Raw genomic sequence first — 15647 nt, forward strand, 5'->3', positions numbered from 1 at the left:
ATTTTGACTTTTGTACGAAGTAACAAAACGTATAACTATTTATGGAAAAATACGTTAAAATCAGAAAGTGACTTACAACTTTCATTCTTTTTAGAAACGGAGTGTCCTATTAATGAAAAAGCTAGGTGCATTATTTTTATCCATTTTCATGGTTATGTCTGTCTTTACCACTGCCCATGCGGCTGAAAAGCCTGTCGGTGTGTGGATTGATGGAACAGAAGTAAAGTTAGGCAATTCTAATCCTGTTCTAGAAAAAGGAACTACATTGGTTCCTATGCGTCCACTCCTAGAGAAGCTTAATGTAAATATGAATTGGAATAAAAAGACCCAAACCGTAACGGGGACCAAAAATGGACTAGCCCTCTCACTGACTATCGGCAGCACCACAGCAACGGTAAACGGGGAGAAGAAAAAACTAGAGGTGGCTCCTAAAACCATCAACAATGTCACCTATGTTCCTGTCCGCTTTATCGGTGAAACGATCGGCTATAAGGTAGAATGGAATGCGGCGCAGCGCACCATCACCTTTGTAGCTAATAACGAGGCTGCAGGGAGCACCGGATTCTTATGGAAAGTGGAGAACAACGGTAATACCGTCTATCTACTTGGCTCTATCCATGTGGCTAACGACAAAATGTACCCGCTACGCCCGGAAATTGAAGCTGCTTTTGAAGCGTCTCAATATCTCGGGGTCGAAGTTGACTTAACAAAGGTTGATCAAACGGAGATGCAAAAGTTCCTTACGGAGAAAGGTTCTTATACAGATGGGACCAAGCTCAAGGATCACGTATCCGCTGATACCTATAACAAAGTTGTTGCGCTTCTGAAAGCGAATGGTCTTGCAGGAAATGCATTCGATTCCTATAAGCCATGGGTCGTTACTCAAGGTATCTCAAGCCTACAAATGCAAACAACAGATTATACACCGGATACGGGTATCGACCTATATTTCACACAGAAGGCAGGCAAACTGAATAAACCTATCGTTGAATTGGAAAATATGCAATTGCAGCTGAACATGTTCAATCAATTCTCAGATGGATTGCAAGAAAAGCTTCTCCTTGATACACTCGATAGCCTCAAGCAAACGGACAATGCCGCAGCAACGGCTTCGCTGGATGGATTATCCCAAATGTGGATGCAGGGGGATGAACAATCCCTCGTAGCTATGACACAAGCGGTCGCTAAGGAGCCAGAATACTATAAGGGTCTCGTTTCGGATCGGAATGCCAACATGGTGAAGCATGTAAAAGAGTATTTGAATAGTGATAAAAAAGCGACTTATCTTGTCGTTGTTGGTGCACTACACATGCTGGGTGATGATGGCATTGTGACTCAATTGCAAAAAGACGGCTTTAACGTCGTCAAACAATAAATACTAGTGTCAAAATAAATAAGGCTGTCTCTTAGTCATCTACAATGACTTTGAGGCAGCCTTTTATTTTTACTTTTTTAGCTCAATCTAAAAATAGTAGTAAATTGACGTGAAGACAGAGCGGAGGGGTGGAGGGATTCTGGAGAAACGCCAGTGTTCGCCTTTAAAGACCCATTTCAACTGCTAATCTTTCTACTATTCAGAAATTGGGCTTTAACAGCGATCGTAAGAACCCTCCACTCCGCAGCGGTTTATTCACAAACAGGCTACTACTATTTTTGGTTTTGAGCTTTTTCCTTCTACCACTTGATTAACTGATCCACCTTCACCGGAAGTCCAGTAGCGATCGAACGATTAGCCGCAATCCCGGTCATAATGGACAACGCCCCATCCACATGGGAAGCTGCACGATTAAACCGATCCTCCACAGGTCGTTCAAAAATATCACGGAGCATGACCGGATCTCCGCCCCCATGTCCCCCAACGCCTTCTTCAATTTCAACTTCATAAGGCGGCGCAAAATGAGGGAATACAGTGATTTGCTTGTCCTTTAGTGCCCCTTCATCTTCTTTCTTCCCCCCGGCGTTTACATAGGACTGTTCAACAACCTTAACTTCCATCCGCCCCTTCGTCCCATTAAATACTACAATGAAGCCTTCCCAAGGCAAATAAGCATTAAGTGAATAGTTCATAATCGTCTTGTTTTTGTATTTGACCATGACTGCCATCGTATCCTCAATGCTGATATTATCACCGAATACACTTTGATCTCGCAGGTACCCATCTTCATGCTCGGCATCCAGATACATTTGCTTAAGCTGCTCGTTGTCTTTTAGATGAAGCGCAAAGGGATCATTTTCCGCTGCACTACTACCATGGGCACGCTGATAAAACTCTGTCACCCCGCGCTTCTCCGCATTCTCTCTGCCATAGAACCTTAAATCTCCCATGGCATAGACCGTATCCGGACGAGAGCCCAACCAGAAATTCATCAAATCGAAATGATGTGTTGATTTATGAACCAACAGCCCTCCGCTGTTCCGTTTATCCCGATGCCATCTGCGGAAGTAATCCGCCCCATGCTGTGTATTTAGCAGCCACTCAAAATTAACGGATAACACTTCTCCAATCGCCCCATCCATGATCAATTCACGGATTTTGGTATTGTGCGGGGCATAGCGGTAATTGAACGTAACACGCAGTTTTTTCCCCGTCTTCTCAATCGCTTCAAGAATTTCCTGACATTTCTCTTCATCTACCGTCATTGGTTTCTCCGAAATCACATCACAGCCAAGCTCCATCGCCCGGATAATATAATGGTGATGTGTGCGGTCAATACTCGTAACGATAACTACATCCGGCTTAGTCTCTTCAATCATACGATCAAACTCATGAGCTTTATAAGTAGGAACCGCATGATACTGATATTTCCCTTTCAGTAATCGATTCGCATAATCCATTCTTGTTCCATTCACATCGCAAAAGCCTACAATTTCTGAAGTTTCACGATAATTCGTAGTTATTTCACCATAGAAGAACTCCGCTCGGCCACCGGTACCTACGAATACATATTTCTTCTTCGACACAAGGATCACTCCATTGCTATTGATTTAGATGCCGTTTCTCCCTATAGTTTATAGTATAAAATACATCGAAATCTAAGCGATTATTAGCAGAAATAGCGAAAACTTTGCATATATTAGCTTCATTATCTGAAAGGGGCAAATCTACAATGGAACAGGAGATAGAGCCTCCATTTATCATTGAACAAATCAAAAGAGCCGGCCCATTCAGCATGGATTCCGACCATTATCACGATACATATGAAATTTATTATTTACTCGCAGGTGAGCGCAGCTATTATATCAACAATCTGATTTATACCTTACGCAAAGGTGATTTGATATTTATTAACAAAAATGAACTCCATCGCACCACTTCTAAGGGCTCAGCACGCCATGAGCGAATATTGATTAACTTTGAGGAGGACTTTCTGCAAAAAACATTGGCGAACTACGACCTAAGCATTCCTTTTCTAACTACACAAAGCTTACTTCTGCGTCCCGGAGTACATGAACAAGGAGCCATCGAATCTATCCTTTTCTCCATGCTAAAAGAACAAGAAGAACATCGATCACAGCAAATCCCCTATCTTCAGACACTGCTCATCCAGTTATTTATTGAAATGAACAGAGTACAAGAAATAAGCCGCGAGCCCATCGCTCCTGAGAGCAGTGAGAAGCAGCTTAAAGTCTACGAAATGATCGATTATTTACAGGCACATTATGTTGAAAAGCTTACATTAGAGCAGCTATCTGAAACTTTTTTCATCAGCAGTACCTATCTTTGCCGTTTATTCAAACAGACCACTGGCTTCACCATTGTTGAATATCTAAACTACATTCGGATCAAGGAAGCCCAACGACTCTTGCAGAGCACTAACACTAAAGTCACTGCCATTGCAGAGAATACAGGCTTTGACAGCATCGCCCACTTTGGGCGGGTGTTTAAGCAAATCGCGAAATGCTCACCTCTGCAATACCGCAAGCAGAATCGCTGATCATCAGGCCTTGATTACACCTTTTTTGATAATAATATTTCCATAAAGTGCTTCTTCACCTGAGACTACAACAGCATAACTTTGCTTAGAACGATTGTAGAAATCAAACCGCTCCTCATATTTAATCGTCGCTTCAGCGTCATGTTTGGCGATTATCGACTCGTACGTGGACCAGATCACCGGCACCGTAGGATCTCCCTCAACCACAGCCATAAATGCCACCTGATGTTCCACATAATGATCAAGGGGCAGCAATTCCAATATTGCATCCAAAAGCTCAGGTATCCCAATACCATCATATCTTAGTACTTTTGAGTTTAAGGAGTGTCCGGGATAATTAGCATCTGCCAGTACAAGCTCATCGCCATGACCCATTTCCATCATCACACGTACCAGTTCCGGAGATAGTAGCTTAGGAATTTTTTTCAACATCCAAGCACCTCATTACTTCCCATAAAAAGATCTCAAAGCAACCAGCTCATCAATCCGATGCTGTGGCAGCTCTCTCTCCCCGTCAATCATACGTGTAATAAAGGTAATCTTGGCTGTATATTCGAGTCTCTCCATATTCAGATAAGCCTCCATAACATCCGTTCCCCAAGTAAGTGCTCCGTGATTTTCGAGCAGGACTGCTGTTTTTTTGCCAAGGAAAGGCATCAGTGAGTCCGGGATTTCTTCTGTTGAAGGTGTTCCGTATTCCGCCAAAGGAATATCCCCGATCATGATAACCGACTCTGGCATCAGCATTTTATCGAGCGCCTCACCTTTAATGGCAAAAGCGGTAGCATACGGGGGATGTGCATGAACCACACCATTCATCTCAGGTAGCTCATTATAAATTCTCAAATGCATTTTGGTTTCCGTTGAAGGTCTGTATCCTTCCGCCGCTTCAAGAACTTCACCTTGCAAGTTTACTTTTACAATCATATGTGGCTCTAAATATCCCTTGCTTACCGCTCTGGGGGTAGTGAGAATTTCATTCTCTGATAACCGTGCTGAAATATTCCCATCATTGGCGGCAATGAAATCTTTATTAAACAAATTTCTGCCAATATCACAAATCTGCGAACGTAGTTTTTGTTCCAAGTTATCCATAAGTTCTCTCCTCGTATCCTATTTTTTAGAGTTTTTCACCAAAGAAGGCTGGTATGTCTTAAAGGTAAAAGATCGTGCCACGAACTCTTTCGCCTTAGAAACTTCCAATTTCCCCAGGGCAGCCAGCTGGACAATGATATTGCCAATTCCACTGGCCTCCACTGGCCCTGCAACGACTTCTCTACCCGTAGCATCAGCGGTGAGCTGGCATAATAGCTCATTTTGAATCCCACCGCCAACCATATGAATGATAGTGATTGTCTTGCCGGTGATCTCTTCCATTTCTTCAATCGTTCTACAGTATGATTGCGCAAGGCTCTCAAGGATAACGCGTATAAACTCAGCTTTCGTATTAGGCGACTGTTGCCCCGTTCGCTCACAATATTCCTGAATCCGCTGCATCATCACACCAGGTGTGCTGAAAAGCTGGTCATTCGGGTCAATGATCGCTGGCGCCCCATTAATCGTTTGGGCTAATTCAACCATTTCACTTTGACTAAAATTCTCTCCTGCTTTCGCCCAATTCCTCTGGAGCTCCTGTAGAATCCATAGTCCCGTTGTGTTTTTTAGCAAACGATTAGAATTACCGTAGCAACGTTCATTTGTGAAACCATATTCATAGCTTTTCTCTGAAATGACCGGCTCAGGCGTCTCCATACCAACCAACGACCACGTACCACAGCTTAAAAATGCTGCTTCATCCTTACGAGTATAAGGGATCGAAGCTACTGCTGAAGCCGTGTCATGTGAAGCGCCGGCTATCACTTTCATCGGGCCTATATTAAGCTCCACTTGAATAATCGGTAGGATAGATCCAATAACTGTTCCCGCATGAACCTGTTGTGGAACTAGACTACTCGGAATCCCAAGCCTGTTAAATAATTCAGAGGAGAGCTCTCCCGTTACAGCATCCACTAAGCCGCTTGTACTCCAGATCGTGCTTTCTGCTGCTTTTATACCAGAAAACAGGTAATGAAATAGATCTGGCATCATTAAAATCGTATCCGCGGTCTTCATAAGAGAATCATTATCCTGAAAATCAGAGAACAGCTGATAAAGTGTATTAATCACACTTGGCTGAAGACCGGTCATACGGAATTGCTCTGCCGGTGACAGTAACGCTTCCAATTTGAGACGGTGAACCTCCATCCTCCGGTCCCTGTAATGATGGGGGGGATAGAGCATCATTCCTCTTTTATCAATAAACCCGTAGTCAACTCCCCATGTATCCACACTTAATGACGTCAATTCTCCATGTTGCCTAAAGGCTTTTTGAACCCCTTGCTTCATTTCATGGAAGAGCCTTAGAGTATCCCAATATAAATGCCCGTTGACCTGTACCGGCGTATTCTCAAACCGATGAATTTCTTCCATTTGCAGCTTATCGCCATCATATATCCCCAGCATAACTCTTCCGGAACTGGCGCCGAGATCTATGGCTAGAAGCTTAATCGTATCACCCATTGTTCACCACACCTGCTTCACAGGAAGATTTTAATAGAGGGGTCCAAAGTTCTGACATGCTCTGTAATCTGCTCCCTCCAGATCTTCGGTACCAAATAACGACCATACTCGAGGTCTAAAAATACGTGATTCCTCAACGTTATGCATGCTGACCGGAATGCGCAGAATAGACGCCAGCGTAATCAAATCTGCCCCAATATGCCCATAACTGATCGCTCCATGATTTGCGCCCCAATTATTCATGACATCATACACTGATTGGAAAGAACCACTATTGGTTAACTTAGGTGCAAACCAGGTTGTTGGCCAAGTCGGATCTGTTCTTTGATCCAGTGTATGGTGAACATCTTCAGGCAGCTCAACCGTGTGCCCCTCTACAAGCTGAAGAACAGGTCCAAGCCCTTTAACTAAGTTCATCCGTGCCATAGTAACTGGCATCCCGCCTTTAGTTAAATAATCCGTAGAGAAGCCGCCCCCGCGGAAATATTCTTGAGAAGCCGGGCGGAATTGGGTATGGCTCAAACATGCTTCTACCTCATCCTCCGAAATTTCCCAAAAAGGTTTAATCGCAGGTTTACCCTCTATCGTCTGCTCACCCGTGCCATCAAGTGCAGCCGAACCCGAGTTGATCAAGTGAAGTATTCCGTGTGCTGCCTCACCTTCCAATTGATGACCCGTTACTCGCTTAACTGCATCTGGACTCCAAAAGGTTCGAACATCCGCAAAAATTTGTGCAGTATTCGTAAGCAAATAATTGAACAGCATCGTTACTCCGTTCAGGCTATCATTCTCTGTCGCTACGATATAAGGTGTACGTTTGCCATTCCAGTCAAAAGAGGAGTTCAGTATCGTTTCCATGAAATCCCCATTAGGAAAATGATCCGTCCATTGGCGTTGACCTTGGAACCCACCCACAATCGCATTATGACCGTTGGCCTCTTCCTCAAAGCCCAGCTCAGCGAGAACAGGATTTCCGATCATCAGATCACGGGCGATCAATGTCATTTTCACACAAGTCCCCCACTGCTTCTCTTTCTCATCATCACTTATTTGCAGATGCTTCGGATTATTATCGGCACCAACTTGGCAGTTTTCTTTGGTCCACGCGAGTGCTCGCTCATATTCCTCTTTATCATAAATCTCCTCTTCAAAGCGGCGTACATATTCTGACATATCTATATATTCATTACGCATTCCCAGATACTCTTGGAAGAACTGTTCATTCACAATCGATCCAGCAATCCCCATCGAAACAGAACCCATTGATAAATAGGATTTACCTCTCATTTGAGCGACAGCCAACCCAGCTTTGGCGAACTGCAGCAATTTAGTCTGCACATCCGCTGGAATCTCCTCACTGCTAGACTCCTGAACATCCTCACCATAGATACCAAACGCCGGAATTCCTTTTTGTGCATAAGCAGAGAGAACAGCAGCTAGATATACCGCACCTGGGCGTTCCGTTCCGTTAAATCCCCAAACCGCATGTGGGATTGAGGCATCCATATCCATCGTTTCAGAACCATAACACCAGCAAGGGGTCACAGTAATCGATACGCCAACATTAGCCCCGGCAAATTTCTGAGCCGCAGCAGCAGCTTCTTTAACACCACCAATCGTAGAATCGGCAATGATGCACTCTACGGGGCGGCCATCCGGATAAAATAAGTTCTCTTCAATAAACTTAGCTACCCGCTGAGCCATACCCATGGTTTGAGCTTCTAACGATTCGCGAACCCCTCTTCTTCTGCCATCAATGGTCGGGCGGATGCCAATTTTCGGATAGTTTTCTATCACTGCTGTTCCTCCTCAAGATCATCTTAGTATCATCGGTAATGGACCTATTTCTCCTTCATCATAAAATATGGAAACGCTTTAGTCAACATAAAACAACATATTTATAGATAAATTATGTGGTTTTATGTGGTATTAATATTATTATACTGTGGTATTATGTGAATATGAGGTTATTTCTTTGATTTATTGGGCAATGTAGTATACTAGGAAGTAGATGATGATAGAGGTGAGTGAACGGATGAAAGCATTTGAACGGCGGGATTTAATCATTAATGAGCTGTATAGACAAAAGAAAGTCCATGTCGCTCAGCTGGCGCAAAAATTCAATGTCTCGGAAGAGACCATTCGGCGGGATCTGGATAAACTGGACAAGGAAGGACTTGCCAAGAAAAATTATGGCGGTGCAATCCTTAATGCCCACACGAATGAAGACCCTCCCTATGTGAGTAGACATCAGGTAAATATAGAGGCCAAACGTACGATAGCTGATCATGTTCTCCAATTAATTAATGATGGGGACAGTTTGGTGACGGATACGAGTTCAACAGTTTTTGAGGCTTTACGGAGAATTATAGAGGAGAAAAACAATCTTACGATTATTACGAATTCTTTGGTTGTATTATCCGAATTTCAACATTCTGGGCAAAAGCTAATTTCCACTGGTGGAATACTAGGCCCCGAGACTAGCTCCTTCGTTGGACATACCGCCTCGCAGACTATTCAAAAATATAATGTGGACGTAGCCATATTCAGCTGTAAAGCTTTGTCTATGACTGGTGGGCTCAGCGATTCGAATGAAGAAGAAAGTGAACTAAAGATTCTGATGCAACAGCAGGCGAATAAAGTAGTTTTGCTCGCAGATCACTCTAAGTTCGATAGGACTGCGTTCATTAAATTATTTAGTTTCGATCGAGTGGATTATATCGTTACAGACGAGAAGCCTTCTGAGGAATGGATCGAGTTTCTGAATAACTATCATATATCTCTTATCTATGCACCCGCTGAGTAATCAGTAGGTGCATAAATAAAGATAAGGGGGAATCTTTATTTCACTAGTCGTTTAAAAGACCACTTTTCTCTACGATCTTCAGCCACTCCCCAGCAATCAGATCATGCCCAGCCGCTGTAGGGTGAACGCCGTCCCACAGCCAGTAGGCTGCATCTATTCTACGAGTACCTGCATCAAATGCTTCCTGTAAAGGAACAAACACAGCATTAAATTCCTCTGCAAGCTGCTTAACAACACCCTGATAATGAGTAATCCGCTCTTTCCATTCGTCCCATTGTTCTGCCGGAGCTCCGGTATTTAGAATAAAAGGCTCACACAAGACCAGCTTCGTTTGCGGAAGTACTTCCCCAGTTTCTTCAAGCACATGACGGTACGCACGTTCAAAGCGGTCCGTTATACCACTTGGTTCCCCTTTCATTGTTCTCCAAAGATCATTAACACCAATTAAAATACTGATGATATTCGGCTGAAGGTAAATCGCATCCTCATTCCAGCGTGCATATAAATCGGAGATCCGATCCCCACTAATTCCACGGTTATAGAACACGAGATTCTGCTCAGCCCGTTCGTTGCCTAGCTTACCGCCAATGATATATGCATAGCTATGTCCTAGAATATGATTGGGATCTTCATCACGACCACGGCTTCCATCCGTAATAGAATCACCCTGAAACAAAATCACTTTTTTAGCTTTAGAAGTTGGAATAGTCATTACTACGATTCATCTCCTTGATCTCGTCTTTTACATGAAACATTCAAGTTGAATGTTTCATAGGATACAAGTAAAGTTAACATATACAACTCAAGGAGGGAAGAAAATAATGAAATACAGAAGACTAGGCAAATCAGGACTAAAAGTCAGTGAAATCGGCTTAGGCAGCTGGCTTACATATGGAACAGCAGCAGAGCAAAAGGCAGCAGACGCCTGCATCAGCAAAGCTTTTGAATGCGGTATCAATTTCTTTGATACTGCTAATGCTTATAACCGTGGTGAAGGCGAAAAAGCAATGGGCGCTGCTCTTCGTGCTTATGAAAGATCATCTTATGTGCTGAGTACAAAGGTATTCTTCCCCATGGGGGATGATGTGAATAATCGTGGTTTGTCACGTAAGCACATCATGGAGCAATGTGAAGCTAGCCTTCGCCGTTTAGGAACCGATTATATTGATGTCTATTTTTGTCATCGCTTTGACAGAGAGACGCCTGTGGAGGAAACTTTACGCGCGCTGGACGACCTAACTGCACAAGGTAAAATTCTGTATTCAGCAGTGAGCGAATGGAGCGCAGCTCAAATTTCTGACGCCACCGGCATTTCACGCAGACTAAATCTGCGTCCGCTTATTTCCAATCAGCCTATCTATAACATGTTCGAACGTTACATTGAAGATGAGGTACTTGAGGTATCTCAGCGTGAGGGCCTCGGACAAGTGGTCTTTTCCCCACTCGCCCAAGGTATTCTGACAGGTAAATACAAACCTGGACAACAGCCTCCGGCAGGAACCCGCGCAGCTGATGATTCGGTAAATGGCGTCATTCGCAGCTACTTCCGCGATGATGTACTGACTGTTGTCGGACAGCTGGATGAACTAGCTAATAGTCTTGATTTGAAGCTGTCGCAACTAGCGTTAGCTTGGACCCTACGGCAACCTGGTGTAAGTTCTGCAATTATTGGGGCCAGTAAGCCAGCACAGGTGGAAGAGAACGCCCAAGCTGTTGATGCCGTTCTATCTCTAGATACTTTGGAGCGAATTGAAGAGATTCTAAAGCCAGTAGCCGATTTCGCTCCAGCGAGATAATCTAAAAGAGGTTGTACCAAAAGCCACAGCAATTGGCTTAGGTACAACCTCTTTTTTCTTAAGAGATCAATTTGGATTCTTCGGCTTGTTCAGCCGCCTTTTCGATATAACGCTCCAGCGGCTTTTTGAGCGTTAGCGCCAGTAAGAGTGCTATTACACCGAATAGGATCAAATAAAGACAATCGCGAATCGCCACTTCGGGCAGAATCCCCCCTACCGCCTCCCGCATCAAACTAATCGCATAAGTAAATGGCATAAACGGATTCAACATTTGAAAGAAATGACCTGTTGTACTGATTGGAAACGTACCGCCAGAGCTTGAGAATTGAAGCACCATGAATACGATTGCTATCCCCTTCCCAACATTGCCGAATACGGAGACAAGGGTAAAAACAATCGTCACGAATACGATACTAATTAATACTGCAAAAAGGACAAACCACACCTTGTCCACCACATAACATTTCAGAATAAAGATATTCCCAAGTACAGCCACCAACGCTTGCAGAATTCCAACCGTAAGAAACGTCAGCAGACGTCCAAAATACAATTGATACCGTTTGTACACAATTCCCTCAGTATCCACTCCCGTTCGGAGAAGTGAGATTAGGAGTGTGCCACCTACCCATAAGGAAAGTACAACATAAAAAGGAGTCATAGCCGAACCATAATTCGGAATAGGATATAACTTATTCTCTTTTAATACTACCGGATTGGCTAAAAAATCACTTTTGCTCTTAATATCCCCTCCGATCAGCTCAGCAATCTCTCCCAGATCCACCTCATCTTTGATCTGACGGATGGTAGCTGCCGCTTTACGAATCGAATCTTCCAGTATCGGAAGATCATTTCGCACCATATCCGCTGCGACCGCCACTCCCTTATCCGCACGGGGGAGACCTGTACGTATCAGATCAGAAATCTGGTGCACCCGTTCCTCTACAGCCGGCAGATCCTGACGGACGAAATTTGCAGCTTGTTGTATTTTTTCTCCTGCAACAGGCAAGCTGCTCTGAATTAGTGGAAGTGTATCGCGAACAAAAGTACCAAAGCTCTGTGTCTTATCTGCGACACCGCTAGCTGCTGTATGTACCGCTTCACGAATAGCTGGTAAGTCCTGCTGTAGACTAGCCAAGCTTGATTGTCCGAACTCAATCGCTGCCATAGTCTCCTCAAGAAGGGTACCCAGCGCCGATAGACGATCCGGAACTTGTTCCAGGGCAGTCGCTGTAGTCTCAGCAGCAGTGGATATTTGCTCTAATGTATTTTTTATAGCAGGGATAGTTGCCGCTTCATATTCGGAAATAAGCTTCGAAATGGCTACGTTCCCTTCGCCAGATTTAAGACCCAATTGCTTAACATTACTCGGATCAGGCTGACTCTCATTTTGTAGATCCGTCGCCAGCGAGTTTACCAAAGAAGACTGCCTGCTCAAGGCATTGTTTACAGCCTTCAAGGTGCCAATCTCAGCATTAGTTACTGTTCCTGGTGAGAATGTATTCAGTGCCGATAACAAAGAAAGCGTATGATCCATCACGTTACTTCCCGACACCAGCTGAGCGGAAACTGACTCAAGTTGCTCGCGTACCGCTTGCGGGTCAAGATCTTCTCCCTGCAGCAGTTCAGCAAGCTGAACTACTGCGTTCTCCGTATTTTGCAGCAGGTATATATTTTGTTTGAGGGCGGCAGGTACCGCTTCAAATGCAGCATTACTCTTCTCTAAGAACTGTTGAAGCTCTAGAACAAAATCATTTCCAGCAGTTACAATTTTGTCGGCCTTAGGTAGCGCAGTTAGGGCAGTGTTAACAACTTTATTTGCTTCCGCAAGACCTTCCGACGCCTTGTCCATGATTTGTTCCACTTCACCAAAATGATTATCAAGTTGAACGATTAGCTGTGCTGCTTGCTCAATTTTGGGTAGCTTATCCTGCAGCTCCCCTAAATGATCTGCAACATTGGCAATTTGAGGCCAATGTTCAGCTATTTTTTCTAAAGCCAATCCCGCCTTTTCAACCTCAGGCAGCTTATCCTCCAGCTTAGAGATGCGCGTTGCCGATGCATGAATTTGCGGCCATTGCTCCTCAATTTTCAATACATGCTGGCCTGCCGTTTCAATCTCGGGGAGACTTGCCTCTAACTTAAACAACCCTTTTTCAACCTTGCGTATAATAGGCAATTCAGATTGGAATTTTGAATCAATTTGCTTTAAAGCCGTAAATACGGTTTCGCTAATGGTTTCCGTAAAATTCTCACTGATCTGTGTTGTAATTGAAGAGGCACCTTTATCTGTGATTTTAGGGGCAATAGCATTTATCTTCTCATTGACGGTATATTCAATCTCTGGTTTCACGATCCTGCCTTCGAGGATTCCTGTCATTCTTTTGGAGAAATCAGCAGGGATAACAATACTCGCATAATAATCTCCACGCTTCACACCGTTGTGCGCAGCTTCTGCATCTACGAAGGTCCAGCCTAAGCTTTTATTATTCCGAAGACTTTCCATGACATCATTGCCGATATTGAAGCTCTTATCCTTCACAGTGGTCCCTTCATCCAAACTGGTTACAGCAATCTGAATGCCAGAGGTATTACTGTAGGGATCCCACACCGCCGCAACGTTAAACCAATCATACACAGATGGTAACACCACCAAAGCAGCGATCAGGAACACGGCCACAGGAACCTTAAATACGTTGCGCCAGTCGTTCCTATAAATCCGTAGTATTCCACCCATTCGTTGCTCCCCCTAATCTGTATGTTTTGACATTTTAATATGCCCGAGGAGACAAACTTTTACTATCATTTTTAGTGGATTCATGACCGGTATCGTTTTTCAGAAATATTTTTAAAAAATTGCAACAAAACCTGCTCGTTTAACGTAATAGAAGTATATAGCCCGTTTAGGAAAAAACGTAGCGGGTAATAAGATATATACAACCTTTTTACATATCTCAAGGGGGAGATTTCTAATGTTTAAGAAAAAGTCAGCGTATGTGTTACCGGTTGTTGTTCTATTGTTTCTTTCCCTAATTACTACTGCTAGTACCGTTGGAACACGAGTAGATGCGCAAGATAGTGGCAAGACTCAGCAACAGACGGTATATATCCATACTATTCAATCCGAGAATGGCAAGCTTTCCATTACAGCCGATGAAATAAACTGGTATCAGGGTGCTGATGCTGACCGAATCTTTGCTGAGAGAGACCCAGAAGGTGCAGCAGAAATTGGCGGAGCTCCAGACGGATATTATGTTGTTAATGATGTTGATACACTGACAACCTATCCGATCGCGGATAACGCAAAAGTCACCATGCAGATCTTTGATCACACTGGTAACATTGAGGACTTAGACATTCAGTGGAACGAAGCCGTTACCTTACAGCAATTTATCGATCAATTTAATAAAACGGATATTTTCGATCTAAGCCAGTTCCCTTATCACCTTACGATTCAAGACGGCGTAATCACTTCCATCGTGCAACAATATATACCTTAAGCAGCAACACGTAACATATGAAAAAGAGGGTTACCCAGCGGCCATTTACGTGGCTTAGGGGTAACCCTCTTTTTTTTGCAAAACGGATTATTTTTATTGCGCATCCTTAACAGGTACTCCAAAATTCGGCGTGCCATCTTCATTCCAATGGAAGACCTGAGCACGTGTATGACGGTTTGGATCATAAAGAGGATCGCCAGTAATTTCTTTATAATTGCGGCAGTGGTAGATGAGCACATCTTCCCCATTTTCATTGACCGTGAAGCTATTATGGCCTGGACCGAATTGTCCATTTTCTTCATTTGTTTGGAATACAGGATTTGGTAGTTTAGTCCATGAAGCTGCCTCCAGAAGTTCGCTGTCTTCATCCGCTACTAATAGTCCCATGCAATAATTGAAGTCTGTAGCACTCGCCGAAAAGCTGATAAAGATACAACCATTTCGTTTCAGTACTGCTGCGCCTTCGTTTACTTTGTACCCTATAATTTCCCAGTCATGCTCTGGAGTAGCAATCATAGTCTGAGGACCTGTGAGTGTCCACGGATTGCTCATTTCAGAAATATACAGATTAGAATTACCCTCAATATTCAGGTCCTTCTGAGCCCATACATAGTACAGTTTTCCTTTATGCTGAAACGTTGTCGCATCCAAAGCGAACGATTCCCAAGCAGTCTTCACTTGACCTTTTTCTACCCATGTTCCTTCTAAGGGATTAGCAGATGCATTCTCGAGCGCAAACATACGGTGATCGAACAAACCATCCGTCGTCTCCGTAGTCCGTGCTGCAGCAAAGTAAATGTACCATTTTCCGTCTATGTAATGAATTTCCGGCGCCCAAATGTTAGCACTAAGCGGCCCCGTCTCATACTTGCGCCATGCTACAACTGGTTCTGCAGTAGTTAATCCTTCGATGGTTGTCGATCTTCTTACTTCGATCCGGTCGTATTCTGGAACAGAAGCTGTGAAATAATAATATCCATCCGTATGTTTATATACCCATGGATCAGCACGTTGCTCCACCAATGGGTTGTTGTACTCTCTACTCGTATCCATA

At 43.8% G+C, this 15647-nt stretch carries 13 protein-coding genes; 5 read left to right on the plus strand and 8 right to left on the minus strand.

What is annotated here, in order from left to right:
• Positions 1-112: 112 nt before the first annotated feature.
• Positions 113-1375, plus strand: a complete 1263-nt coding sequence (locus ACQKMP_RS07020) for a TraB/GumN family protein (protein ID WP_427469064.1) — start codon at positions 113-115, stop codon at positions 1373-1375.
• A 299-nt stretch (positions 1376-1674) separates the two neighbouring features.
• Here the strand turns inward: ACQKMP_RS07020 and ACQKMP_RS07025 are convergent, their stop codons facing one another.
• Complete coding sequence (locus ACQKMP_RS07025) at positions 1675-2961, minus strand: Gfo/Idh/MocA family protein (protein ID WP_427469065.1); 1287 nt, start codon at positions 2959-2961, stop codon at positions 1675-1677.
• A 146-nt stretch (positions 2962-3107) separates the two neighbouring features.
• Between ACQKMP_RS07025 and ACQKMP_RS07030 the strand changes: the two genes are divergently transcribed.
• Positions 3108-3935 carry an AraC family transcriptional regulator gene (locus ACQKMP_RS07030; RefSeq protein ID WP_427469066.1) on the plus strand — a complete coding sequence of 276 codons (828 nt, stop codon included), beginning with the start codon at positions 3108-3110 and terminating at the stop codon, positions 3933-3935.
• 3 nt (positions 3936-3938) lie between these two features.
• Here ACQKMP_RS07030 and ACQKMP_RS07035 read toward each other — a convergent pair whose 3' ends face one another.
• The 4 genes from ACQKMP_RS07035 to ACQKMP_RS07050 are packed head-to-tail and all read right to left on the minus strand — an operon-like array spanning position 3939 to position 8291.
• Positions 3939-4367: an RbsD/FucU family protein gene (locus ACQKMP_RS07035; RefSeq protein ID WP_427469067.1), complete on the minus strand. Its 429-nt coding sequence runs from the start codon at positions 4365-4367 to the stop codon at positions 3939-3941.
• A 12-nt stretch (positions 4368-4379) separates the two neighbouring features.
• Positions 4380-5030 carry a class II aldolase/adducin family protein gene (locus tag ACQKMP_RS07040; protein WP_427469068.1) on the minus strand — a complete coding sequence of 217 codons (651 nt, stop codon included), beginning with the start codon at positions 5028-5030 and terminating at the stop codon, positions 4380-4382.
• Positions 5031-5048: 18 nt separating this feature from the next.
• Entirely contained in the window at positions 5049-6494 is a 1446-nt protein-coding gene (locus ACQKMP_RS07045) for a rhamnulokinase (RefSeq protein ID WP_427469069.1), read from the minus strand.
• A gap of 30 nt (positions 6495-6524) precedes the next feature.
• A complete protein-coding gene (locus ACQKMP_RS07050; protein WP_427469070.1) occupies positions 6525-8291 on the minus strand; it encodes an L-fucose isomerase in 1767 nt (588 codons plus the stop codon).
• 238 nt (positions 8292-8529) lie between these two features.
• Here ACQKMP_RS07050 and ACQKMP_RS07055 point away from each other — a divergent pair, with 238 nt between their 5' ends.
• Positions 8530-9300, plus strand: coding sequence for a DeoR/GlpR family DNA-binding transcription regulator (locus tag ACQKMP_RS07055; protein WP_042193458.1), 771 nt, complete (start codon positions 8530-8532; stop codon positions 9298-9300).
• Positions 9301-9343: 43 nt separating this feature from the next.
• On the opposite strand, the gene ACQKMP_RS07060 is transcribed toward ACQKMP_RS07055, so the two are convergent.
• On the minus strand, positions 9344-10012 hold the full coding sequence (locus tag ACQKMP_RS07060) for an SGNH/GDSL hydrolase family protein (protein WP_427469071.1): 669 nt from the start codon (positions 10010-10012) through the stop codon (positions 9344-9346).
• Positions 10013-10121: 109 nt separating this feature from the next.
• Here ACQKMP_RS07060 and ACQKMP_RS07065 point away from each other — a divergent pair, with 109 nt between their 5' ends.
• Positions 10122-11096 carry an aldo/keto reductase family protein gene (locus ACQKMP_RS07065; RefSeq protein WP_427469072.1) on the plus strand — a complete coding sequence of 325 codons (975 nt, stop codon included), beginning with the start codon at positions 10122-10124 and terminating at the stop codon, positions 11094-11096.
• A gap of 58 nt (positions 11097-11154) precedes the next feature.
• Here the strand turns inward: ACQKMP_RS07065 and ACQKMP_RS07070 are convergent, their stop codons facing one another.
• On the minus strand, positions 11155-13830 hold the full coding sequence (locus tag ACQKMP_RS07070) for a YhgE/Pip family protein (protein WP_427469073.1): 2676 nt from the start codon (positions 13828-13830) through the stop codon (positions 11155-11157).
• 235 nt (positions 13831-14065) lie between these two features.
• Here ACQKMP_RS07070 and ACQKMP_RS07075 point away from each other — a divergent pair, with 235 nt between their 5' ends.
• A complete protein-coding gene (locus tag ACQKMP_RS07075; RefSeq protein WP_149647879.1) occupies positions 14066-14593 on the plus strand; it encodes a hypothetical protein in 528 nt (175 codons plus the stop codon).
• Between the two features lie 93 nt (positions 14594-14686).
• Here ACQKMP_RS07075 and ACQKMP_RS07080 read toward each other — a convergent pair whose 3' ends face one another.
• Positions 14687-15646: a glycoside hydrolase family 43 protein gene (locus tag ACQKMP_RS07080; RefSeq protein ID WP_427469074.1), complete on the minus strand. Its 960-nt coding sequence runs from the start codon at positions 15644-15646 to the stop codon at positions 14687-14689.
• Between the last annotated feature and the right edge of the window lies 1 nt (position 15647).

It is taken from the genome of Paenibacillus sp. NPDC101420, from assembly GCF_050277435.1.
Lineage (GTDB): Bacteria > Bacillota > Bacilli > Paenibacillales > Paenibacillaceae > Paenibacillus_AQ.